Genomic DNA, 24,269 nt, shown 5'->3' with positions numbered 1-24,269 from the left:
GAATGGAACTGCGCAAAAACTATTTCGCCGATCAGCGCAAGGACGGCCTGCACGAGATCGGCCATGGGCGGCCGCGGCTGGATTCGCCGGGACATGTGACGGGCAAGACCGCCTATTTCGCCGACCGCAACGTCCCGAATATGCTTCACCTGAAAATGGTGCGCAGTCCGCACCACCATGCCCGCATCCGTTCGATCGACACTTCCGAAGCGGAGAAGCATCCCGGCGTGGTGAAAATCCTCACCGCCAAGGATGTGCCGCACAATGTCTACACCATCCTGATCCTGATCCAGGTCGGACCGGAAGACGAGCCGGTGCTGGCCGACGGCAAGGTACGCTGGAAGGGCGAGGCGGTGGTGGCGGTGCTGGCCGAGACCGAGCGCGCGGCTCAGGAAGCGGCAGCCAAGGTCAAGGTCGGTTATGAGGTGCTGCCGGCCGTCTTCGACATGGAAGAAGCGCTGAAGCCCGGCGCGCCTTTGGTCAATGAATATCACGGCCAGAACTATTATCTCTATGACAGCGGCGAATGCCGCAAGGTGCGCTTCGGCGATGTCGAGGCGGGCTTCGCCGGCGCCGACCACATCCTGGAACAGAGTTATCAATCCTCGCCGATCGAGCATGCGCCGACCGAGACCACCGGTTGCGTCGTGGTGCCCGAAGGCAATGATCGCTTCACCTGCTACACCAACACCCAGGCGATGTTCTTCACCCTCGACAACGCCTCGATCATCCTGCAGATGCCCGGCTCAAAACTGCATTTCGTCGGCGGCACTGTCGGCGGCGGCTTTGGCGGCAAGGTCGACGTCATCGTCGAGCCGATCGCCATTCTTGGCGCCAAGCTGACAGGACGTCCCGTCTCTTTCATCTACAGCCGCGAAGAGGAGATGCAGATCTCCTCGCCGCGCGCCGCTGAAAAGATAATCATCAAGGACGGCGTGATGAACGATGGCCGCATCGTGGCTCGCAAGGTGACCGGCTATACCGATGCCGGCGCCTATTCGCGCCATTCGCCTTATGGCGCGCAGAAGGGAGCGGCGCACTATCCCGGCCCCTACACCATTCCCAATGTCTGGATCGACACTTATTGCGTCTACACCAACCGCACCCCCTCCTCCGCCATGCGCGGCTTCGGCGTCACCATCGGCGACTTCGCGCTTGAGGTGCAGATGGACAAGCTGGCGCGGCTGATCGGCATGGACCCGCTCGAATTCCGCTTCATCAACGCCTATCGCGATGGCGACATGAAGGCGCATCGCCAGCCGACCGAAGGAGCGGCGCTGATCGAGTGCATGCAGGAGGCGTCGCGCGCCTCCAACTGGCCTGTGGCGGAGAAGTATATGGCGATGTCCTCCTACAAGAAGGGAGCTTGAGATGGCGCTAAGGCGCGGACGCGGCGTCGCCGCGATCAACTATCCGACGGGCATGAACCTTGGCGGCGACCCGACGCAGGCGCTGGTGCATTCGACGCCGACCGGCAATTTCATGGTGACGCTTTCCAGCGTCGATCTCGGTCAGGGCTTGAAGCAGATCATGGCGCAGATCTGCGCCGAGACCATCGGCGTGCCGACGGACCGGGTTACCATCGACACCGCCGACACCGACACCGGTCCGCACTGCATGGGTACCTTCGCCTCGCGCGGCACCCACCGCGCCGGCAATGCCGTCATCCAGGCGGCCAAGGAAGCGCGCCAGGTGATGTTGGAAGTGGCGGCGGAAGAGCTGGAGGTCAACGCTTCCGACCTTGAGACTGACGGCCAGGGCAATATTCTGGTCAAGGGCGCGCCGCAAAAGTCGATCTCGATCTTCGATGTCGCCTTGTCGGCGCATTTCAAGCGCGGGCGCTCGATATCCGGGCGCGGCATGTTCCTGATCCCGCGCTCCTATCCGGAGAAAGAGACCGGCGCGATGAAGCCGTCGACCTGCTACGCCCATGCCTGCACGGTGGCCGAAGTCGAGGTCGATGACGAGACGGGCGAGGTTACGGTGCTGACCGTGAAGAACGTCTTTGAGATCGGCCGCGCGCTGAACCCGAAAATGGTCGAGCAGCAACTGGTCGGCGGTTCCTGGATGGGCATCAGCCACGCGCTCTACGAAACGACCGAGCCCTATTATCCCAACCGCGACCAAGGCGGCACCGACTTCAACCAGTATCTGATGCCGGGACCGGGCGATCTCGCCCAAACCGAGATCATCGTGCTGGAGCGGCCGTCGGCGGATGGTCCTTACGGTGCCAAAGGACCAGGCGAAATGTGCGCGAACCCGCAGATCCCCGCGGTTGCCAATGCCGTCTTCGACGCCGTCGGCGTGCGCATCGACACGCTGCCGATCACACCGGAGCGCATATTGCGCGCGCTGAAGGCGCAAGCGGCGAACTGAGGACGACATGCAGGAGCCGAATGCCGTGACTGTCGCGACCTCGCCGGAGGCAGTGGCACAGCATCTCGCTGCTTCGCGCTACCTCGCCGACGACAGCCTGGCCACCGCCATCTTCCTGGCGATACGGCTCGGCAAGCCGCTGCTGCTGGAAGGCGCGCCCGGCGTCGGCAAGACCGAAGCTGCCAAGGCGGTCGCACAGCTCCTCGGCCGAGATCTGGTGCGGCTGCAATGCTATGAAGGCATCGACGCAGCACACGCGCTCTACGAATGGAACTACCAGCGCCAGCTGCTCGCCATCCGCCATGCCGGCGAGCATGAGATCGACATCTACGACGACCGCTTTCTGATCGCGCGGCCATTGCTGCAGGTGCTGCGGGCGCCGGAGCAGCGCGTGCTGCTGGTCGACGAGATCGACCGCTCCGACCACGAATTCGAAGCGCTGCTTCTCGAATTCCTTTCCGATTTCCAAATCAGCATCCCTGAGCGCGGCACGGTCCGCGCCGAGGCGCAGCCGATCGTCATCCTGACCTCGAACCGAACCCGCGAACTGGCGGAGGCGCTGCGTCGGCGTTGCGTCTATCACTGGATCGGCTATCCCGACGCCGAGCGCGAAGCCGCCATCATCATGCTGCGCGCCGGCAATGTCGCCGAGACCACCGCGCGCGCCGTGGCGAATGCCGTGCAGTCGATCCGCGCGCGGCCACTGGCCAAGCCGCCCGGCATCTCCGAGGCCGTCGAATGGGCCAACGCCGCCACCATACTGGAGAAAGGCGGCAGCCCATGGCCGCAAGCCTTCCGCCGAGCCATCGGTGTGCTTATCAAGGACGAGGAGGATTTGTCCGCAATCGCGCCGGAGCTTGGCCAGATTGTCGAGGAGGCGCTGGGGTGACGTGTGAGGTCAACAGCTCGTTCATAGCGAGGTGGCCTCACCTGGGCACTCTGCAACGCTGGCGGGACAGCGCCCCCCTCTGTCCTGCCGGACATCTCCCCCACAAGGGGGAGATCAGCCGTCATCCTGGCTTTCGCCAATCTCCAGCGGCGCAGAAAGAACCGAAGCGCCAAAGCTGCTGATCTCCCCCCTTGTGGGGGAGATGTCCGGCAGGACAGAGGGGGGCGCGAAGGAATGATGCGTCAGGGAACCCTTCCTCTCGCCTCCGCGCCCTTCCTCCACTTCGCCCGGCTGCTGCGCCGCCACGCCTTTGCCGTCGCCCCCGAGCAGGTCTGCAGCTTCATGCAGGCGGTCACCCTGCTCGGCCCCCGCTCGATGGCCGACATCCGCGAGGCGGCGCTCGCAACGCTTGCCCCCCCGCCCGATCGCCGCGGCGAATTCGAGGCGCATTTTCGCAATCACTTCCATGGCGATGGCCAACCTTCCATCGAAGGCGAGGAAGACGAGGAGACCCGCATCAAGGACGACGGCGGCACGCGCGAGAAGGAGAGCGAGACCATGCGCCAGGAGAAAGGCGGCGAGCTGTCGTCGGCAATCGAACAGCTCAGCAGCCGCGACTTCCTCCGCGACGACGATGGCCTTGGGCCCTTCCGACGCAAGCTCGCTTCAGCCCTCCCCGCGCGCCGCTCATTCCGCACCGTGCGCACCCATTCGCGCGGCAAGCTCGATCTGCGCCGCTCGCTCAGGGAAATCGTCAGCGGCGATGGCGATATCCCCTCGCCGCAGCTGCGCCGCCGCCAGACGGTGGCGCGCAAACTGCTGATCCTGATCGACGTCTCCGGCTCGATGAAGCTGCACACGGCGGACTACCTCAAACTGGCGCACGCCGCCGTACAAGGTGCTGACCGTGCCGAAATCTTCACCTTCGGCACGCGGCTCACCCGCATCACGTCCGCACTGCGTATCCGCGATCGCGACCAGGCTCTCGCCCGCGCGGCGGCACTCGTCGACGACTGGGACGGCGGCACGCGCATGGGACCGACCTTGCTCGCCTTCCTCTCGGTGCCACGTTTCTCAGCTTTCGCCCGCGGTGCCGCTGTGATCATCCTGTCGGACGCGCTGGAGCGCGGCGACCATGCCGATCTCGAGACCGCAATGCGCCGGCTGAGCGCCCGCGCCTTTCGCCTGTCGCTGGCCACACCGCTGGCCGGTGACCCGCGTTTCCTTCCCGCCACGGCAGCACTCCGCGCCATCCTGCCCGATCTCGACGATCTCATCGACGGCTCGTCGCTCGGGAGCCTCACCGATTTCGTCCTGTCGCTCGCCCGCCCCGCCCCGGCGGCGTCGGCAATCTGGAAAAGGGTATCGTGATGCAGAAAGCCATCGACGCGCATTTCCACATCTGGCGCCAGCAGGACCAGCCATGGCTGGTCGGGCCGATGGTGCCGCGCATTTTCGGCCCCTACGAACCGATCCGCCGCGACTATCCGATCGAGGAATTTCTCGCCGATCAGCAAGGCGCAGGTGTCGAGAAGGCCGTCTATGTCCAGACCAACTGGGCCAAGGAGGATTTCGAAAAAGAAGTTGCCTTCCTGCAGAAGACTGCCGACGAGACCGGCTGGCCGCACGCTATCGTCGGCTATTCCGACATGACTGTCGACGATGTCCGGCCCCAGATCGATCGATTGAAAAAGTACCCGCTGCTGCGCGGCGTGCGCATGCAGCTGCATTGGCACGAGACGCCGGCCTTCCGCTTCGCTGCCTCGGCCGATCAGGTCATCGACCCCAAGGTGCGGGCCAATGTCGCGCGGCTTAAAGACTATGGCCTGTCCTTCGACCTGCAGCTTTTCCCTGCCCAAATGAAGGACGGGCTGACGCTGGTCGGCGAGAACCCGCAGATCAACTTCATCCTCACCCATGCCGGCATGCTGACCGGCATGGAGCCGGAAACCACCGAGGCCTGGAAAGCCGGGCTGAGTACTCTATCAACAGCGCCGAACTTCTACGCCAAGCTGTCGGGCCTCGGCACCTTCGCCCACCGCAACGATCCGGCGTTGATTGCCTACATCGTCGACAATGCCATCGACATTCTGGGCGCTGACCACCTGATGTTCGGCTCCAACTTCCCGATAGAGAAGCTCTGGACCAGCCACGCCGAACTGATCAAGGCGCATCGTGCAGCCGTGGCGAAGCACGGTCCGGTGGCGGAAGCGGATATCTTTTGGAATACAGCAGAGAAGGTTTACAGACCGGCATAGCGCACGCTTTCCCTTCTCCCACAGGGGAGAAGGGAAAGCCGCCCCTCACTTCACTTCAAACTCAGGATCGACCGGAATCTGCATCGCCGTCACCAGATGGTTGGTCTGCCCGGCCAGCCCGATGATCGACACCATCTCGCCATGCTGCGCATCGGTCATGCCTTTGGCGCGGGCAGCTGCCGTATGCGAGTGGACGCAGTAGGAGCAGCCATTGGCGGTCGACACCGCGATATAGATCATTTCCTTGGTCAGCGGGTCGATGGCGCTCTCCGTGGCCATCACCACCTTCACCTGTTCCCATGTCCGTTTCAGCAAGGCCGGATCGTTGGCGAGCCCACGCCAGAAATTGTTGACGAAATCCGATTTGCGCGTCGCGCGGATGTCATCGAACACAGCCTTCGCAACCGGGATTTTTTCGACCTCAGCATCGCTGAGGAGTTTTGTGGCGGCCATGGCGTTTCCTTTCGTTGAATCGGTGGATCAGGTGGTTGAATCAGGTCTCGAGCAAGGGCGGCTAACCGGCTATTCCGATTCAGTTTTTGATGCTGACAGAACCATGGCGATTGGCCGAAGCATCTCAGCTTCATTCACGTGCGAAGCAGGCGCGAAGCGCCGTCGCGGAGACCCGAGGATGACGAAGGCGCTGAGGCCTTCGCCAATTGGCGACGTATGCGCACCCTCAAACACCGACCAGAAACCTAATGAACCGCCGCATACATGATCTTCTCCTCCGTCGCCTCCGCCGGCGAGAACTCCTCCACGATGCGCCCCTGTCGGCACACCAGAATCCGATCCGACAGGTTCATGATTTCCGGCAGGTAGGACGAGATCACCACCACCGCCAACCCCTCGTCGGCCAGCCGGTTGATGATCTGGTGGATCTCGGCGATGGCGCCGACATCGACGCCGCGCGTCGGCTCGTCGAAGATCACGATACGCGGCTGCTGCACCAGCCCCTTGCCGATCACCACCTTTTGCTGGTTGCCGCCGGAAAGCTCGACCACGCGGGCATTGTCGTTGATCGCCTTGATGTTCAGCGTCTTCGTCCATTCAGCGGAAAGCGTGCGCATCTCCTGCTGGTTGATCACCCAGGCCTTTTCGCGGCCCGCCGCCAGCAGCCCGCCGAACAGGTTCTCGGCGATGCCCATCGTCTCGAAAATGCCCTCGCTCTTGCGGTCCTCGGTAACATAGACGATGCCGTCGGCGACCGCCTCACTGGGCACGAGATAGCGCACCGGCCTGTCGTCGAGTTCAATCGCGCCACCGCGCAAAAAATCGCGCTTGTAGATGCCGGAGACGATCTTGAAGGTCTCGGTGCGGCCGGAGCCGATCAGCCCGAACACGCCGGTGATCTGTCCCTCGAAGATCGAGAAGGAGGTGTTGCGCACGACATTGCTCATCGAAATGTCCTGCACCGACAGCACCTTCTTGCCGGCCTTGCGCAGCCTGGCCTCGTCGCGCTGGCGATAGATCTGTCCCGACAGTGTACGCCCGACCATGGCGGCGACGATCTTGTCGCGATCGAAGGCCGATGTGTCGTCGGTTATGACCAGCTCGCCATCGCGCAGGATTGTGATGCGGTCGGCGATCATCAGCGCCTCTTCCAATGCATGGCTGATGAAGACGATCGAGACGCCGTTCGCCTTCAGCCGCCGGATCAGCGCGAAGAAGTGCCGCTTCTCCTCCGGCGTCAGCGTCGCCGTCGGCTCGTCGAAGATGATGATCTCGGCATTGTGGTGAACGGCGCGCGCGATCTCGACCATCTGACGCTTGGCCGCGCCCAGCGTCGCCACCATGGCGTTGGGGTCGACCGGAAAGTTCAGCGACTGCAAAAACTGCTGCGCCGAAATGTAGGTGCCGCGCAGCCGGTTGAGGAATTTTTCGGTGCCGAGATAGAGGTTTTGCGCCACCGTCATCGACGGCACCAGGCTGGTCTCCTGGAACACCATGGCGATGCCGGCCTCGAGCGCCGCATGCGGCGACGCATAAGCGATCTCGCGGCCTTTGTGGAACATCTTGCCTGAGGTGGCGTCGACGACGCCGGCGATGATCTTGGTCAGCGTGGATTTGCCGGCGCCGTTCTCGCCGAGCAGCGCGTGGATTTCGCCCTTGCGCAGTTCGAAGCTGACTTGTCTGACCGCGGGCACGCCGCGATAGTTCTTGGTGACATTTTCCAGGCGCACGATCGGTTCCATCAGAGACCTCCTGCGTCGATGGCCAGCACGCAATCGCCGCCCCTGGAGGCGATGAACAGGCGGCCGTCCGTTTCCGCCACGCTGCAGATGCCATGGCGCGTGCCGTCGGCGCGGCTGTGCAGGCTGAATTGCGGCTGCATGTTCTGATCGAGCCTGACCACCAGCCCATAGGAGCGGCTCGGCGACCAGGGCTTGTGGATGCCCATGGTGCGGATGCCGCCGCATTGCAGCGGTTCGAGGAAGCTGCGATTGGAGGCCAAAGCCGGCGCGATCCAGTAGGCCGGCGCCACCTGGTCTAGCATGTCGCGCCGATAGTGGGTTTCCTGGAGAACGAATTCGATCAGCCGGTTGCGTGGCGCGAACAGAGCCAGCCACGCGCCGCCATCGCCGGCCGGCGCGAGGCGCGCGGGATAGCCGGGCAGATGCGTCAGCACGGTCGAGCGGCTACCGGTCGCACCATCGAAGCGAACGAGCTGATGGCGCCAGCTTTCGCTGACCAGCACATCCCGCCCAATGGGATGCAGCCCAAAGGGAAAGGCGATATCGCCGGCCACTTTGCGGAACTCGGCGGCGGCCGCGTCCCGCCTCCAAAGCGAACCGGACGCGCCCTTCTTCATCAGGTCGGCGGCCCATTGCGACGGCGTGTGCTCAGCCGAGCCATTGGCCAGCCACAACGTGCCGTCGTCTGCATAGGCAAGCGCGGTGATGCAGCTGACGCCGGCCGGCAGCGAAACCTCCTTGCCGGCAACCAGCAGCTTGCCGCTTTCCAACCCCACCGTCAGTTCGCCCGACAGTGATAGAGCCAGCGCCGTGATGGGGGAAGGAAAGGTCCCGACAACCTTCGGCTCCACCCCTGCGGCAAGCGAATATACCGCATTGCCGCTGGAAACGAGCAGCCGGCCATCGGCAACCAGAAGATTGTCGGGCTCCGTCAAATCGGCGAACACTGGCGCCTCGTCCAGCCGCGTGTTGGGACGGAAGGCACCGTCGAGCGGTGGGATGGTCACCGCCTTGCCACGAAACAGGTCGAGCACAGGATCGAGGATCATGGCTTCGCTCCCCAATAAGAAGCGGAACTGGTCCAGTTCGGGTCGGCGACCGCAATCTTGTAGCGGCCGATGCGGTTGTTAAGGATGCCGCCGACGAACAGGAAACCCTTGTGCTCGCGCATCGAGGTGACCATCGGATGCGCGCCGCCGGTGAGGTCGCCCATCGCCTCGACAATGCCGCCCTTGTCGTTGAATTTCACCACGCCGCCGGTGTTGATGTTGGGGAACAGCCACTCGTCCTGCGGCAGCCGGCGCGTCATGCGCTTGCGCATATCGGGATGGCGCAGCGACAGGTCGAAGCTCGGCGTGCGCATGCCGAGCCATGCCATCCAGTAATTGCCGTCGGAGGCGCGGTTGATGTTGTCGGGATAGCCCGGCATGTCGCGGATGACGCATTCGGCGGCGCCCGCCTTCGGCCCTTCCAGCCAGTAGCGATGCACGCGGCAGGCCCAGCTCTCAGCGAAGAACAGCGACTTGCCGTCATGCGCCATGCACACGCCATTGGTGTAGCGGTAGCCGTCGAGCAGTGTCTTCGTCGAACCGTCCTTCGGGTCATAGACCAGCAGCCGGCCGGTGGCGCGGTTCTCGATCGAGTCCAGCGCCCAATCGTGCGCGTCATAGCGCTTGGTGGAGTCAGTGAAATAGATGCGCCCGTCCGGCGCGATGTCGCAATCATTGGGGTCGCGCAGCCGCGCATCGTCTACGATCGAGGTCCAGGAGCGTGACGTCTCGGCCGACAAGCGCTTCACTTCCCGATCCGGTGAGACGGAATAGAGCCCCATGGCGCCGACGCAGCTGATCAGATTGCCCGATTTGTCGAAGGCCAGGCCTAGCGGAAAACCACCGATATGGGCAAACACCTCCGACTTAACGTAATCCGGCGCGAAGAAGCGGACGATCTCGCCATGGCGCGTGCCGCAATAGAGGTGATCGTCGCGGTCGAGGATGACGTCTTCCGGCCCTTCCAACTCGCCGAGCCCGATATGGTCGGCCGCCGACAGCCGGTTGTCGAGCGCGTAGGGCGTGCCTGAGCCCGGCACCGCAGACTGTGTCTCGCCCATCTTGAGATAGACCGGCGCGACATAGACTTCGTTGAGCACCTTATGGCGGTTCTTCAGCCAGCGGATGTCGATCGTCACCGCCACCGCCAGCATGATGCCCAGCACCATCTGGTTGGTGCCGGTGCCATAGCCCAGCCGGATCAGCCCGTTGGTCATGGTCAGCACGATGATGGCGCCCATCAGCCCCTTGATGACCGAGCCGCGGCCACCACCCAGGCTGACGCCGCCAACCACCGCCGCCGTCAGAGCCATGATCTCCAGGTTGAGGCCGGTGCCCGGCCCTGCCCCACTCAGGCGGCAAGCGATGAGGAAGCCGCCGATCGAGGCGCAGAAGCCGGAAAAGACATAGGTCATGAACACGGTGCGGCGCACGCGAATGCCGGCATTGTGCGCCGAGCGCCTGGAGCCGCCGACCGCCAGCACATGCCAGCCCGGCCGTGAGCGCGTCAGCGCGATATGGGTGACGATGGCAAGAATGATCGCCAGCCACACCGAGACCGAAAGCCCCCAGAAGGTGCTGTCGCCGATGAAGTCGAGCACATCCGATGTCGCCTGGGAAAGCTGCACGTCGGCGGCGTAGGTGGTGACGAGAATATCGAACAGCGCCCGGCCGAAGATGAACGTCACCAGGGTGGTGAGGAAGGCGCGCAGCCTGAGGTAGCCGACGAGGTAGCCGTTGACGGCGCCGAAGATCAGGCCGGTGGCGAGCGATGCCGCCAGCGCCAGCCAGATAGACTGTTCGAGAATGAAGAAGACATAGACGGCGGAGAAACAGGACAGCGCGAAGATCGAGCCGACGGACAGGTCGATGCCGCCGCCCAGCATCACCACCGTCATGCCGGTGACTACCATCGAGAACTCGCCGAGCTGGCGGGTCGATTCCTGCAGCGAGGTCAGCTTGAAGAAGCCGGGAATGATCGAGCCGAACACGCTGAGCGTCGCCACCAGCGCCAGGAACGGAATGGCGTTGTCGGTCCAGCGTTTTGTCAGGATCTCGCCGACCAGATGGTCGGGCACGAGATTGTAGCGCCAGGACTGGAGGCGTTCGCGAAAGGACATCGGCGGCTGCTATTCCATGAGGGAACGAGGTGACCGGATTGTCCAGTCACCTCGTTTGTTTCAGTCGAAAAAAGCGCGGCTTACTTCGCCGCCGCTTCGGCCTGCAGCGCCTTCAGGTCCCAGCAGCTGTCGGGCTTGAGGTCGGCCTTGGTCGTAGCCTTCTCCAGTGTGTAGATGTAGGTGTGCGACGTGCCGGCCGGCTGGCCGCTCTGCAGCAGGAACTTGATGATAGCGTTCATGTCGCCGGACTGGCGAGCCAGATCGGTCATCACCACGGCGCCGTAAGTTCCGTCCTGCAATTTGTCGCAATCGGCCGCCTTCTCGCCGCCGCCGGTGGTGACCAAAAAGACCTTGCCGTCGAGCTTGGCGTCGCGGATGGCGGCGGATGCGCCGGTGGCGTCACCATCCCAGAAGTCGATGATCGAGCAGATGTCGGGGTTCTGCTGCAGCATTGTCGTCGTCACGTTGCGCGACGTCGTCGGATCCCAGTTGGAGTCGGGCTTGGCCACGACTTTGAAGTCGGGGTGCTTCTCCAGCACCTTCATGATGCCGGCATACTGGTAGAGACTGGACGAGTTGGCCTGATCACCCTGCACAAGGCCGATCTTCTTCGACGAGTTCTCGCCGCAGCCCTTGATCGCCGCTTCGGCTTCGAGCTGGCCAAGCCGGTCCCAGTCGCTGCCGACAAAGGCGTCGGCCGGGAAGTTGGCGGGGTTGTCGACCAGTATGACGTAGGTTCCGGCGGCCTGTGCCTTCTTCATCAGCTTGGAATAGGAGTTGAGGTCCGGCGCATGGATGATCAACACGTCCGGCCTTGTGTCGGACGAGATCGCGTCGGTGATCGCCTGTGCACCGGCATCGACGACCCAGTTCGGATCGCGTGTTTCGAAGGTGCCGCCCCAGGCCTCGACTTCCGTCTTCAGATAGTGCGACCAGCCCTGCGCAAGGTCGAAGCCCATCGCCAGCGGCACCAGCATGACGCGCTTGCCCTTGAGCGCCTGCGCGTATGCGGCCGGGCCCGGATCGTCGGCGGCGAAGGTCGGCGCGACGAAGGCGGTAGCGGCAAGCGCCGTGGCGGCCGCCATCAGTGTTCTGATCAGTTTCATGTCACATCCTCTGTTTTTCACTTATTGCCGGCCGGTCGGCATGACCCGGTCGGGTACCCCTTAGATGTCGCCCTGCTGCGCGGTCTGTTCGTCACGCGGATTGATGATGCCGTCGACGATGATGGCTCCGAGCAGGATCGCCGCCTTGATCAGGTTTTGATAGAGCAGCGGAATGTCGATGATGGTCATCGCGTTCGACAGGATGCCGATCAGTGCAGCGCCCACCAGCACATTGCGCACTCCGCCCCGCCCGCCGGACAGGCCGATGCCGCCGATCACCGCCACCAGCACGATGTCATAGAGCAGCGTCGAGTTGACGACGCGGGTGTTGATCGAGTGCAGGCTCGACGCCGTCAGCAGGCCGGCGATCAGCGCGACGAAGGCCGAAACCACATAACGCAGCACCAGCATTGGCCGCACCGGAATGCCGATGTTGCGCGCGGCGACCGGATTGTCGCCGGCGAAATAGATGTAGCGGCCCCATTTGGTGTAGCGCAGGAACAGGAAGAACAGGAAGGCGAGCCCGGCGAAGACGAACACTTCGATCGGAATGTCGAGGAAACGCAGGCCGCCGAGCAACTCCACCCAATGGCCCTGAGGCACCGGCACCGCATCCTGTGTGATCAGTTGCGAGCGGACATAGCCGAAGACGAAGGAGCCGGTCGCCAGCGTCACGAAGATCGCCGGCACGTCGGCATAAGCGACGAGAAAACCGTTGAGCAGGCCGATGGCGAGCACGCCTGCCAGCACATAGGCGAAGGCGAGCCCATCAGGCGTTCCGGCGTTGAGCAATTGTAGATACCAGGCGACCGACATCGCCATGATCGCCACCGCCGACAGGTCGATGCCCCTGCCGATTATGACGACCGCCATGCCGAGCGCCAAAATGCCCAGCACCGACACCGAGCGGACGATGGCAACGAGATTGTTGGCAGCGATGAAACCAGGCAGCCCAATGGCAGCGGCGACGAACAGCACCACGGCGATGGCAAAGACAATGCCTTCCTGATTCAGGCTCCTGACATTTGGCCAGCCAATCGTGTTCATGTCTGCATTCGCCCCGATGGCAGCTCTGCCACCCCTTCCGAAGAAAGCTAATCGGCTCGGCGCCGCTTCGTCAAATGAATCCGCGCTCGGAACACCCGTTGGCAGTGATAATCTTCCAGTGGACGCACCGATTGCTAGAACTGGCGCAATCCTAGGAAAAGGCTGCGCTTTTGGCATTTGGTTGCACCATTGCGCGTATGCGCGAAGGTGCCGTTCTGAGGCGAAAGCACAAGGCGGAATTAATTGCCGCCTGAGCGGCGAAAATTGCGAATTCAGGTCCTGGACGTGTGGCCTGAAACTTCGGCGCCTGCACCGGGCGGCAGCACGAGGAACCGCAACGCCGCCGCCAGCCCGATGGCGCCGATGACCAGGAAGGCGATGCGAAAATCGACGAGGTCGAGCGCCGGCCGGTGCCTGACGATCTGCGACAGGTTCAGAATGGCAGCCGCCACCGCTACGCCGAACAGCATCGACATCTGCTGCAGCATGGACGACAAAGTTGCCGCCGAGCTGCGCTGCGCCGCATCGATATCGGCGAAGGCCAGAGTATTCAGCGCTGTGAACTGCATCGAGCGCGTCAGGCCGGCGATCAGCATCAGCGCTACCACCAGCGCCTGCGGCGTCTCCGGCGAGATCGCCGCGCAGGCCATGATCGAGGCCGAGGCGATCAGGCCGTTGACGACCATGACCGTGCGAAAACCAAAGCGCCGCAGCGTCGGCGTCGTCACCGTCTTCATGCCGAGATTGCCGAGGAAATAGGCCAGGATCATCAAGCCGGCATCGACCGGCGAAAGGCCAAAGCCGACCTGAAACAGCAGCGGCAAAAGGAACGGCGTGGCGTTGATCGCCACGCGAAAAATGGTGCCGGCGGCAAGCGTAGAGATGGCGAAGGTCTGCACCCTGAACGCGCTGAGATCGAGCAGCGGATGCGGCGCGCGCCGGAGATGCCGCACCGCCAGCCAGCCGATGACGATGCCGGCGGCAACCAGCAGCACGGCGGGCAAGGCGCCGTCTTCCGGATGTGCGATGCGCTCAAGGCCGTAGAGCAGCAGCGCGAGCCCCAGCGACGTGAGGAAAAACCCCGGCCAATCCAGCGGCTTGGGATCGGCCGCGCGGTCGCCCGGAATGAAGCGCGCGACCAGCGCCAGCCCGACCAGCCCAAGCGGGATGTTGATGAAGAAATTCCAGTGCCAGGAGAGATAGGTTGTGATGAAGCCGCCAAGCACCGGCCCGACCACGGGCGCAAACAACGCCGGCCAGGTGATCAGCGCCGTGGCGTTGAGCAGCTCCGACTTCGACGCATTGCGCAGCACCAGAATGCGCCCGACCGGCGTCATCAGCGCGCTGCCCAGGCCTTGCACGACACGGGCGGCAACGAACTGAGGCAGATTTTGCGAGAAGCCGCAGGCCAGCGAGGCCAGCGTGAACAGCACAATCGCCAGCAGGAAGATGTTGCGCGCGCCGAAGCGGTCGGCAAGCCAGCCCGACAGCGGCACGAACACCGCCATGGTCAGCATGTAGGCGGTGATGCCGATGCTCATCGCCACCGCCGTCACGCCGAAGGATTGTCCCATCTGCGGCAGCGAGGTCGAGATGATCGTCGAATCCAGCAGCTGCATGAAAAACGCGATGGCAACGATCAACGCCACGCGCCGCGCATTGCTGGCGGTTGCGGCGGAGGCCTCGGTGTCGGGAACGGCAGTCATAGCGAACCGCGTTGAACAGCATATGGCTGGCCCCGTCCAGAGCTTATCCAACAAACTTCCGTGTCGGCTCGCAGCCTGTTATGGATGGGCGGGCGGCCAAGGACATTGCATGAAGCCTATCTATATCGACTACCTCAATGCCCTAGATATCGAAGCCCTGGAGATGACCGACGGCGAAATCATTGCCGCTGTCGAAGCCGGGCTTATCGCGCAAGGCAATGGCCAGACGGTGATCGAGCCGCGCGTCCATCTTGAACCCGACCCTTCCTTCCATGGCCATTTCAACGTTCTGCGCGGCTACGTTGCGCCGCTCGATACGGCGGGCGTGAAAATCGTCGGCGACTATGTCGACAATTATCTGCACGGGCTCCCTTCAGAATTTGGCATTCTAAACCTGTTCGATCCGCGCACCGGCACGCCGCGCGCCATTCTCGACGCCACCGTCATCACCGACATGCGCACCGGCGCCGTCACCGCTATCGGCGCCAAACATCTGGCGCGCAAGAACTCCAAGGTGCTGGCCCATATCGGCGCACGTGGCACCGCCTATTGGAATGTCCGCCTGCTCGACCATCTCTTCGACTTCGACGAGATCCGCGTTCATTCGCGCCGCCCGAAAAGCCGCGACGGCTTCGCTGCCAAACTCTCGGCCGATCTCGGCAAGAAAGTTACCGCGGTTGCCGACTGGGAGAGCTGCGTCAAGGGCGCCGACATCGTCGTCGAGGCCTCGCGGCTGCCGGAGCCGCAGCCGCTGCTCAAGACCGAATGGATCAAGCCCGGTGCGCTGGTCGTGCCCTATGGTACGATGAGCGCGGTGGAGCTGTCATTGACCGACATCATGCAGAAAATGGTCGTCGACGACTGGGGCCAGTGCAAAGGCGGCAAGTTCGGCTCGCTGCGCGCCCATGTCGAGACCGGGCGGCTGGGCGAAGCGACGCTGCACGCCGAGCTCGGCCAGATCGCTGCCGGTCTCAAGCCGGGACGCCAGAGCGACGACGAGACGATCCTGTTCTGGCATCGCGGCCTGTCGCTGTCCGACATTGCGCTGGGCAAGGCGATGCTGGCCAAGGCTGCTGATAAAGGCATCGGCCAGAGGCTGCGCTTCGCATGAGCGCGCTCGTCCTCACCGGCGCCGGCGTCAGCGTCGAGGACGTTGCGCAGGTCGCCCGCGGCGGCCGCAAGGTCGAGGTTGAACCGACAGTCATCGAGAGGCTCGACAAAGCGCGAAAAGTGCTCGATCAGGTCGCCGCGTCCGGTCAGCAAATCTATGGGCTCAACACCGGGCTCGGCGCCAATCTCGGCACATCGGTCGAGGGCGATGCCAGCGCCTTCCAGCGCCAGTTGCTGGAAGGGCGAAGCGGCGCTGTCGGCGAACCGTTGCCCCAAGAGGCGGTGCGGGCGACCATGCTTGCGCGCGCAGCGATGCTGGCAGTCGGCGGCTCCGGCATTTCGCCGGCGGCTTTCACCGCCCTTGTCGATGCGCTCAATGCAGGCGTGCATCCGGTAATGCCGCAGTTGGGCTCGATCGGCGCCGGCGATCTCGTGCTGATGGCGGCGCTCGCCCGTCTGCTGACCGGCGACGGCGAAGCTGACTATCAGGGTCGGCGCATGCCGGCGGCCAAGGCGTTGATGATGGCGCGGTTGGCTCCGATCAGCCTGGCGCCGAAAGACGGCCTGTCGCTGATCAACGCCTCGGCGGTATCAGCCGGCACTGGCGCGTTGGTACTGGCCGACGCGCTGTCGGCCTTTGCGCAACAGCAGCAGGCCGGCGCGCTGACCATGGAAGGGTTTGGCGCCAACCGCACCATCCTCGATCCGCGCCTGCATCTGGCGCGGTCGGCAGCCTGCCAGCAACTCGCGGCCAAGGGCCTGCGCGACCTGCTTGCCCGTGACGAGGAGCCGGCGCCGACCACCTTGCAGGACCCGTTGTCGATCCGCTGCATGCCGTCGATCCATGGTGCATTGATCCAGGCGATCGATCAGGCGCGGCTGGCGCTGGAGATCGAACTCAATGCCGCCGCCGACAATCCGCTGGTGCTGGGCGATGACGGGCTGGTTCTGTCGACCGGCAATTTCCACACCGCATCGCTGGCGCTTGCCTTCGAGACGCTCGGCCTGGCGATCGCGCAATGCGCCGCCGCAAGTGCTGCCCGCCTGATCCAGCTGACCGGCTCCGGCCGCAACGGCCTGCCAAAATATTTGTCACCGGTCGGCGGCGCCTCGGCCGGTTTCGTGCCGCTGCAAAAGACCGCAACGGCAATCCTGGCCGGCATCCGCCACAAGGCCAATCCGGTGATGCTGGATTTCCTGGCCGTGTCCGAAGGCGTAGAGGACCACGCCACGCAGACGCCGCTTGCCGTGTCGAAATGCGCCGGGATGATCGCGCTGTGGCGACGGCTGATCGCCTTCGAACTGATGGCCGCCGCACAGGCCGTGGACCTGCGCGACGGTCTCAAGCTGGCGCCCGGCACAGCAGCGGTCCATACCGCGGTGCGCGCGCATGTAGCGATGCTCAGGGAGGACCGGCCGCTGGGAACGGATGCCGAGGTGCTCCATGCCATGCTCGCTGACGGAACATGGCAAGGTGCAGCGATGATCGGCAAGGAGGCCGAGTAGTTAGCCCTTTGCGTCCACCCGTTTCATGAACAGGCTGAGCTCGGCCGGATCCATGCGCACGACATGCCTGTCTTCCGGATAGGCGCCGCTATCGACGTCGGCAACGTACTCGGAAAACGCCGCGACGCGTTCCGCCTGCAGACGATCGTACTCGGCGGCGAAGTTGCGGTAGACCTTGGAATGGCGCGGCATGTGGCCCCGGTTCTGGCCAAGAATATCGTCGGCAAACAGATATTGCGCGTCGCAGCCGGTGCCCGCACCCATCGACAGCATGATCAGCGAGGTCCGTTCCGAGATCGCCTTCGCCACCTCGATCGGCACCACTTCGATCTCGGCGCCGAGAGCTCCAACGGCCTCATACTGCTTGACCGCCTCAAAAATCTGCATGGCGGTGTCGGCGGTCTTGCCGACGGCCTTGAAGCCGCCGGTCCAGGTGGCGCGGGACGGGATGAGGCCGACATGGCCGATGACGGGGATCGCGTCGTCGGCGAGCCGCTTCACGGTGGCGAAACCGGCGCTGCAATAAACGGCGTCGGCGCCGGCCTTGTAGAGCCGGAACGCCCAGCGCAGGAAATCGTCCGCCGTGCCGATCTCATAAAAATTCTCGCCCGGCATGGTGAACAGGCTGGGCGCCGCATCGCGATACTCAGGGTTGAGCACCAGCTCGGGCGGCACCGAGACGATATCGACCCCTGCCCGCTCGGCAGCCTCGGCCTCGTCCATGGTCAGGACGCGCAGCATGGTCAGCTGGCGCTTGCCCTTCATGGCGCGCAGATCGGCGACGGTCGGTCTCTTTCGGCTCATCGGGATGTCCCTGTTGGCTGGTTGCTTTTCCCGGTCACCTTACCGGCCCCGTAACAGGCCGGATAGAAGGCGGGTGGTTTATTCGCTACTCGGCCGCCGCCGACATATCGAGCTCGTGAAATTCACCGCGATAGGGCCGCGCCGTCGGCGGCAATTCGCGCTTGAGGAAATAATCCTCGTACCGCAGCTGCTTCAGCAGCACCGGCCAGACCTCGCGATAGGCATGCCACATGGACGGGTTCGCCGCCGGCAGGTCGTGCTTGACCAGCTCGTGCAGCCTCGGCAGCGCATGGTAGGGCACCATCGGAAACATGTGATGCTCGACGTGGTAATTCATGTTCCAGTAGATGAAGCGGCTGACCGGGTTCATGTAGACGGTGCGCGTGTTCAGCCGGTGGTCGACGACATTGTCGGCCAACCCGATATGCTGCAGCAGGCCGGTCAGAACCATGTGCCAGCTGCCATAAAAACGCGGCAGGCCGATCAGCACCAGCGGCAGCCATGAACCCAGCGCGATCGCGAGGGCGATCGTCGCAACGTACACGGCGACATGCCAGCGCGCCGCCGTGATGGCCTTGCCCTGTTCGGTCTCAGGAATGTAGCTCTTTTCGTCGTCCGACAGCTTGCCCAACGCCTGGCGCGCCAGGATCGGCAGCGAATAACGGAAATCGAGAATGCCGGTGAAGGCAAGCGCCGCCTTGACCAGATTTGGCGGCCGCATTACCGCGATCTCGGCGTCACGGCCGACGATGATCGTGTCGGTGTGATGCCGCGCATGGCTCCAGCGCCATTGCACCGGATTGCGCACCACCATGAAGCTGGCGATTTCGTAGATCGCATCGTTCATCCAGCGTGTGCGGAAGGCGGTGCCATGGCCGCATTCGTGCCAGCGCGAATCGCTCGACGATCCATAGAGCACGCCATAGACGAGCAGGAACGGCACCACCCACCACGTGCCCCAGAACCACACGATGCCGGCGGCCGAGCCCAGGATGGCTGCGATCCAGATGATGGTATCGCGGATCGCCGACCCGTCGGAGCGCTGCATCATTTCCTTCATTGCCTTGCGCGGCACGTCGGTGTGATACCACTCGGCCGAGGCCAGCCCGGTCTCGATCGCCCGGCGGGTGCTTTCGCCGACCAGGCCGTAATCGCGCTTTGTCTTGGCCGCCGTCGCCATCACCGTCTCGCCTACCTCAAAGCCCGTTGGCGCGGAACTTCCCGTCGAGGAATGTTTTCGCCCGCGGCACGTCGTCCTCGGTCAGATGCTCGATGATGACAGGGATGTTCGGGTGCTTCTCACTGAGCCGCTGCAGATAGAGATCGTAATTCAGCGATCCCAGCCCGGGCGCCGGCAGCTCGATCTCGCCGACGCCGCGGAAGGTCAGCCCCTCATGCGCGTCCGCGTCGCCGATATCGGCATGCTTCTCGGTCTTGTCGCTGCCTGAGCGCTTGACGTCCTTGGCGTGCGCGATGCGGATCTTGTCGGCCAGCGTGTCGAACACCTGGTTCAGCACCTGGTCCATGCGGTCGATATTGTGCGCCTCGAAATAATTGGTCGGATCCATCAGCAGGCCGAGGCCCGGATGGTCGACCTGCGCGAACATTTTGACCGTCTCCTCGACCGAACCGACGACATTGTTGACATAGGTTTCGAGCAGGAACACCGCGCCATGGTCATAAGCCGTCTGGGCAAGATCCGAGATCACCTTGCGGCATTCCTCGAAGCCTTCCTCGGTCTTGTTTTTGGGATGATGCACCCAGTCGGATTCGGTGTTGTAGGTGCCGGTCTCCGAGATCACGTAGGGCGAGCCGAAGTCGCGCGCATTGCGGATGATTTCCTTGAGATAGCCGACGCGCTTCTCGCGCTCGGATTTGTCGGGATGGATGATGTTGGTGTAGCCCGAGATGCAGCAGACCGGCAGATTGTGGTCGCGAAACGTGTCGCGCACTGTCCTCGCCTTGTCCCCGGTGATCTGCCCGGCCGTGAGATCGACATCCCTGAAATGCATGTCGAGCTGCACTGTGTTGAAGCCGAGTGCACGGATGCGGCGGGCGGCCTCCGCGAGCTCATAGGGGAAATAGCCGGTGAAGATACCTGCCTGCATCATGATGTGAACTCCTCCCGGTAAGCGATTCAGCCGCCACGCTATTCGGCGGCATGTTCAGTCGATCGATATCTCGGACAGCTTGACGGTGCGGCCTTGCGCCATCGAGCGGTAGCCGGCCTCGACCAGCGCCATCGTCTTGACGTTGTCGGCAACCGATAATGCCGGCGGCGCGCCTGTCTTTACCGCATGCTGCAATTGCTCCATCACGCCGATGAAGGCATGCGGGAACCACATCGTGTCCCAGCTCGGGCTGACCCACTTGCCATCCGTCGTCTCGGTCGAGGCATAGGTCAGCGTCGAGGCCACGCCTTTCGGCCAGCCGATCGTGCCTTTGGCGACACCGTTGGTGCCGTCGACGCGCCAGTTGATGTGCTGGTCGTCCAGATAGCCCTCCTGACGTGGGCCGGACCAGACATCCTCCAGCGACACGGCGAGCACGCCGGAGGGAAAGCGCAGCGTCGAGACGGTGATGCCGTCGGTATGTTCGAATGTCGTGCGCGGGTCCTTGCGTGTCAGCGTGGTGATTTCCGAGGGATCGCCGAACAGGAAGCGCAGCACGTCGAGATGATGCACGCTCATATTGGCGAGCGTCAGCCGGTCGTAGTCCTGAAGAAAAGTCTGCCAGTGCGGGATGGCATGCATGTCGATCTGCGCAAAGACGATGTCCCCGAGTGCGCCGCTGTCGATGATCTGCTTCAAGACGCGCATCGATTGGTCGTAGCGCATGTTCTGATTGACCGAGAGTATCTTGCCGGACTTGGCTGCCTCGTCGCGCAGCTTCACGGCTTCATCGACCGACAGCGCCAGTGGCTTCTGCGCCAGGATCGCCTTGATGTGGGGCTGCTTCAGCGCATGGCGGATCAGCGCCGGCTGCTGGTCGGGTGGAAAGGCAAGGTCGACGATCTCGACCTCGGAATCCTCGATCAGCTGTTCCGGTGTGTCGTGGATGGTCGGAATGCTCCAGCGTGCAGCTACCTTCTCGGCGCTGGCCTTGGTGCGCGAAGCGATGGAGACGACTGGGAAACCGGCCTGCGCATAGGCGGCAAGATGGCATTCGGCCATGATCATGCCGGCGCCGATGCAGCCGATCCGGTATTCGCTGGTGCGAACCCTTACATCCGGCTCGAAACCCTGGCCTGCCATCCATTCCTCCCTGGAGGACGGATATAACGCCATGGCCCGTCGATCAGCCAAGGTCCGCTCCATCAATTCCCATCAGAACCATGACGGGGTGACGGTGCGAACTAGTTTGCGGCAATCAGCACGGTGCTTTCCGGCGACCAGCTGAGCACCACATCCTGGCCCTCGGCCAGCCGGTCATTGCCGGTATTCTGGACGATGACCTTCAGCGTCTGGCCGGCGCGCTCGACGAAATAGGTGCTGTTGTTGCCGGCGAAGATGCGCTGGGAGACCTGGCCCTTCAGCGCGTTGGCATTGGCCGCATCCGCAACCCCGGCAGCGGTGGCGATACGAATGCGTTCGGGTCGCACCGCGCAGCTCGCCTTCGCGCCGGCGGCAAGCCTGTCGCCTACGCCGGCAACGATCGCCGTGCCGTCAGGCAGGCGGATGCCGTCGCCGGTCGCATCGCCACGAAAAATGTTTGCGTCGCCAAGGAAGGTGGCGGCGAACTCGCTCTTCGGTCGGTCATAGATCTCCTCCGGCGGCCCCTCCTGCACGAGCCTGCCATCGCGCAGGATGCCGATGCGGTCGCTCATCGTCAGCGCCTCTTCCTGGTCGTGGGTGACGAAGATGGTGGTGATGCCGATCTCGCGCTGGATGCGCTTCAGCTCGATCTGCATGTCGACGCGCAGCGCCTTGTCGAGCGCGCCGAGCGGCTCGTCGAGCAGCAGCACGCGCGGCTTGGTGACGATGGCGCGTGCCAGCGCCACACGCTGGCGTTGGCCACCGGAGAGCTGGTGCGGGCGGCGCTCGCCGAGCTTGCCGAGTTGGACGAGATCGAGCGCGCGCTGCACTTCAGTGGCGATCGTCGCTTTCGTTTCGCCGCGCACCGACAGGCCGAAGGCGACATTATCGGCGACGCTCATATTGGGAAACAGCGCATAGTTCTGGAACATCATGCCGATGCGTCGCTTTTCGACCGGCACGCGTTCCACACTCTCACCGCCAATGGTGATGCGGCCAGTATCGGGAAAGTCGAAGCCGGCGATCTGGCGCAGCAGCGTGGTCTTGCCGCTGCCCGAGGGGCCAAGCAGCCCATAGAAACCGCCATCGGCGAAATCGATGGAGACGTCGTCCAGCGCCTTGTGCGCGCCAAAACTGCGGGAGACGTTCGATACCTGCACGCCGGCCATTATTTCTCTCCGCCGAATTTGAAGAAGCGCGCCGTGAGCAGCATCAGCGCCATCGACACGACGATGATGATGGTCGAGACCGCGTTGATCTCGGGCGTGAACCCCTTGCGGATCGCGGCGTAGATTTCGACCGGCAGCGTCGTCTGGCCCGGCGTCGCCAGGAAGTAGGAGACGACGAACTGGTCGAACGACACGGCAAATGCGAACAAGCCGCCGGCAATGACGCCGGGCATGATCCACGGCAGCGTCACACGCCTCGTCACTTGCCACTGGTTGGCGCCGAGCGAGCGCGCCGCCTCTTCCAGCTCCGGTGCAAAAGTCTGCAGCCGGGCCGAGACGACGACGATGACATAGGGCAGCGCCAGCGCCACATGGCCGAGCAGGATGGCGAACAGGCCGCGGCCAATGCCGACGCCGAAGAAGAAGATCAGCATCGCCGTGCCGGTGATCAGCCACGGAATGGCGATTGGCGGAAACAGCAGCGCCTGCAGCACTTTCTTGCCGCGGAAATCATAGCGGAACAGCGCTAGCGAAGCGGCCGAGCCAAGCACCACTGAGATGAGCGTGGTGATGACCGCGATCTCGAGGCTGTTCCAGGTGGCCGCGATCAGCTGGTCGTTCTGCCAGAGCGAGGCATACCATTCCGTCGTCCATTCGAACGGCAATTGGTAGAAGGGCGAGACGTTGAACGACATCAGCGCCATGATGATGATCGGCAGATAGAGGAAGGCGAGCAGCAGGAAGATGTAAAACCGGCCCAGCCCTTGGAGGATGCGGGTGGTCTTCATCACGCGGCCCTCTTCAGCACCGGCGAGGCAACTGCGAGGATGACCAGCACGACGGCGAGCAGGATGAACGACAATGCCGCACCAAGCGGCCAGTTGAACACGGCGACGAACTGGTCTTCGATCACCGTGCCGTAGAAGGTGCCGGTGCGACCGCCGAGAATGCGCGGCTCCATGAACGAGCCGACGACCGGCACGAAGATCAGTGCCGCACCTGCCACCAGGCCGGGCATAGACAGCGGGATGATCACCCGCTTCAGCACCTGCAGCCGCGAGGCGCCGAGCGAGCGCCCGGCCTCGATCAGCGAGTCGTCGATTGCCTGCAGCGTGAGATAGCAGGTCAGCACCATATAGGGCACGTAGGAGTGCACCAGGCCGATGATGATTGCGGGATAGGAATACATCAGGTCGATGTTGATCTTGAACGGCAGCACGGCGTTGAGCGCCGTGTCGAGGATGCCGCCCTCGCGCAGCACCATCGCCCAGGAGAAGATGCGCACCAGCCCGTTCGACCAGAACGGCAGGATGACCAGCAGGAAGATCGCCTCGCGGCTGCGCCCCTTCAGCACCTTGGCCAGCACATAGGCGGCGGGGTAGCCGATGACGACGCACCACAAAGTCACTTCGAGGCCGAGCCGCAGCGAAGCGAGCAGCAGCGTCAGGTACAGGCTCTGCGAGAAGAAGGCGGCGTAATTGCCAAGGGTGAACGCCCATGGCTTTCCTGACAGCGGCAGGTCGGTCATGAAGGAGAAGAATACCATGGCCGAGAGCGGCAGGAAGATCGCCACCGTCAGCCAGAGATAGGCCGGCGCCAGCAGCGGCAGGGCCGATCTCAGCCCGCTGCGCGACGCGACCGCACCCTGTACTGCCATGATACCCTCCTCCCCAGGATTGA

General features: G+C 63.6%; 21 protein-coding genes. 7 read left to right on the top strand and 14 right to left on the bottom strand.

Annotated elements, in window-relative coordinates; genetic code table 11:
- Positions 1 to 2 precede the first annotated feature (2 nt).
- The 5 genes from NL532_RS13165 (at position 3) to NL532_RS13145 (ending at position 5,523) form a co-directional block, all read left to right on the top strand.
- Entirely contained in the window at positions 3 to 1,370 is a 1,368-nt protein-coding gene (locus tag NL532_RS13165; protein WP_023829205.1) for a xanthine dehydrogenase family protein molybdopterin-binding subunit, read from the top strand.
- A 1-nt stretch (position 1,371) separates the two neighbouring features.
- A complete protein-coding gene (locus NL532_RS13160) occupies positions 1,372 to 2,376 on the top strand; it encodes a xanthine dehydrogenase family protein molybdopterin-binding subunit (RefSeq protein ID WP_023829204.1) in 1,005 nt (334 codons plus the stop codon).
- Between the two features lie 7 nt (positions 2,377 to 2,383).
- The gene (locus NL532_RS13155) at positions 2,384 to 3,265 is read left to right on the top strand and encodes an AAA family ATPase (protein WP_023829203.1); all 882 of its coding nucleotides are present in this window, start codon (positions 2,384 to 2,386) and stop codon (positions 3,263 to 3,265) included.
- A 234-nt stretch (positions 3,266 to 3,499) separates the two neighbouring features.
- Positions 3,500 to 4,636 (top strand): vWA domain-containing protein, encoded by a 1,137-nt coding sequence (locus NL532_RS13150; protein ID WP_023829202.1) that lies wholly within the window; start codon positions 3,500 to 3,502, stop codon positions 4,634 to 4,636.
- Positions 4,636 to 5,523, top strand: a complete 888-nt coding sequence (locus NL532_RS13145; protein WP_023829201.1) for an amidohydrolase family protein — start codon at positions 4,636 to 4,638, stop codon at positions 5,521 to 5,523. Before NL532_RS13150 ends, NL532_RS13145 begins: the two co-directional genes overlap by 1 nt.
- Before the next feature lie 45 nt (positions 5,524 to 5,568).
- Here the strand turns inward: NL532_RS13145 and NL532_RS13140 are convergent, their stop codons facing one another.
- The 7 genes from NL532_RS13140 to NL532_RS13110 all read right to left on the bottom strand — a co-directional run bounded on the left by NL532_RS13140 (position 5,569) and on the right by NL532_RS13110 (position 14,746).
- Entirely contained in the window at positions 5,569 to 5,976 is a 408-nt protein-coding gene (locus tag NL532_RS13140) for a carboxymuconolactone decarboxylase family protein (protein ID WP_023823204.1), read from the bottom strand.
- A 245-nt stretch (positions 5,977 to 6,221) separates the two neighbouring features.
- The gene (locus NL532_RS13135) at positions 6,222 to 7,718 is read right to left on the bottom strand and encodes a sugar ABC transporter ATP-binding protein (protein WP_023741755.1); all 1,497 of its coding nucleotides are present in this window, start codon (positions 7,716 to 7,718) and stop codon (positions 6,222 to 6,224) included.
- Entirely contained in the window at positions 7,718 to 8,767 is a 1,050-nt protein-coding gene (locus NL532_RS13130) for an SMP-30/gluconolactonase/LRE family protein (RefSeq protein ID WP_023829200.1), read from the bottom strand. Before NL532_RS13130 ends, NL532_RS13135 begins: the two co-directional genes overlap by 1 nt.
- Positions 8,764 to 10,887 carry an ABC transporter permease gene (locus NL532_RS13125; RefSeq protein ID WP_023829199.1) on the bottom strand — a complete coding sequence of 708 codons (2,124 nt, stop codon included), beginning with the start codon at positions 10,885 to 10,887 and terminating at the stop codon, positions 8,764 to 8,766. Before NL532_RS13125 ends, NL532_RS13130 begins: the two co-directional genes overlap by 4 nt.
- 80 nt (positions 10,888 to 10,967) lie before the next feature.
- Positions 10,968 to 11,993 (bottom strand): sugar ABC transporter substrate-binding protein, encoded by a 1,026-nt coding sequence (locus tag NL532_RS13120; protein WP_023668177.1) that lies wholly within the window; start codon positions 11,991 to 11,993, stop codon positions 10,968 to 10,970.
- A gap of 60 nt (positions 11,994 to 12,053) precedes the next feature.
- Entirely contained in the window at positions 12,054 to 13,040 is a 987-nt protein-coding gene (locus tag NL532_RS13115) for an ABC transporter permease (protein ID WP_023668176.1), read from the bottom strand.
- Between the two features lie 272 nt (positions 13,041 to 13,312).
- Entirely contained in the window at positions 13,313 to 14,746 is a 1,434-nt protein-coding gene (locus NL532_RS13110; RefSeq protein ID WP_023829198.1) for a DHA2 family efflux MFS transporter permease subunit, read from the bottom strand.
- 109 nt (positions 14,747 to 14,855) lie between these two features.
- Between NL532_RS13110 and NL532_RS13105 the strand changes: the two genes are divergently transcribed.
- Together NL532_RS13105 and NL532_RS13100 are read left to right on the top strand one after the other, a co-directional pair.
- The gene (locus tag NL532_RS13105; RefSeq protein ID WP_023829197.1) at positions 14,856 to 15,857 is read left to right on the top strand and encodes an ornithine cyclodeaminase family protein; all 1,002 of its coding nucleotides are present in this window, start codon (positions 14,856 to 14,858) and stop codon (positions 15,855 to 15,857) included.
- On the top strand, positions 15,854 to 17,362 hold the full coding sequence (locus NL532_RS13100; RefSeq protein WP_023829196.1) for an HAL/PAL/TAL family ammonia-lyase: 1,509 nt from the start codon (positions 15,854 to 15,856) through the stop codon (positions 17,360 to 17,362). The genes NL532_RS13105 and NL532_RS13100 overlap by 4 nt, the downstream gene beginning before the upstream one ends.
- Here NL532_RS13100 and NL532_RS13095 read toward each other — a convergent pair whose 3' ends face one another.
- The 7 genes from NL532_RS13095 to NL532_RS13065 form a co-directional block, all read right to left on the bottom strand.
- Positions 17,363 to 18,166 carry a 3-methyl-2-oxobutanoate hydroxymethyltransferase gene (locus NL532_RS13095; RefSeq protein ID WP_023682254.1) on the bottom strand — a complete coding sequence of 268 codons (804 nt, stop codon included), beginning with the start codon at positions 18,164 to 18,166 and terminating at the stop codon, positions 17,363 to 17,365.
- A gap of 85 nt (positions 18,167 to 18,251) precedes the next feature.
- Entirely contained in the window at positions 18,252 to 19,346 is a 1,095-nt protein-coding gene (locus tag NL532_RS13090) for a fatty acid desaturase family protein (RefSeq protein WP_286488124.1), read from the bottom strand.
- Between the two features lie 16 nt (positions 19,347 to 19,362).
- A complete protein-coding gene (locus tag NL532_RS13085) occupies positions 19,363 to 20,277 on the bottom strand; it encodes a sugar phosphate isomerase/epimerase family protein (protein WP_023705643.1) in 915 nt (304 codons plus the stop codon).
- 54 nt (positions 20,278 to 20,331) lie between these two features.
- Positions 20,332 to 21,420 carry a Gfo/Idh/MocA family protein gene (locus NL532_RS13080; protein ID WP_286488123.1) on the bottom strand — a complete coding sequence of 363 codons (1,089 nt, stop codon included), beginning with the start codon at positions 21,418 to 21,420 and terminating at the stop codon, positions 20,332 to 20,334.
- 101 nt (positions 21,421 to 21,521) lie between these two features.
- Positions 21,522 to 22,589, bottom strand: a complete 1,068-nt coding sequence (locus NL532_RS13075; protein WP_023829193.1) for an ABC transporter ATP-binding protein — start codon at positions 22,587 to 22,589, stop codon at positions 21,522 to 21,524.
- A complete protein-coding gene (locus tag NL532_RS13070) occupies positions 22,589 to 23,377 on the bottom strand; it encodes an ABC transporter permease (RefSeq protein ID WP_023687933.1) in 789 nt (262 codons plus the stop codon). The genes NL532_RS13075 and NL532_RS13070 overlap by 1 nt, the downstream gene beginning before the upstream one ends.
- The gene (locus tag NL532_RS13065) at positions 23,377 to 24,246 is read right to left on the bottom strand and encodes an ABC transporter permease (protein ID WP_023702159.1); all 870 of its coding nucleotides are present in this window, start codon (positions 24,244 to 24,246) and stop codon (positions 23,377 to 23,379) included. The genes NL532_RS13070 and NL532_RS13065 overlap by 1 nt, the downstream gene beginning before the upstream one ends.
- Between the last annotated feature and the right edge of the window lie 23 nt (positions 24,247 to 24,269).

Origin of the sequence: Mesorhizobium sp. C120A (assembly GCF_030323105.1) — a bacterium.
GTDB lineage: Bacteria > Pseudomonadota > Alphaproteobacteria > Rhizobiales > Rhizobiaceae > Mesorhizobium.
The sequence above is the reverse complement of the archived record's forward strand: the minus strand, read 5'-3'. Positions and strand labels throughout refer to the sequence as shown.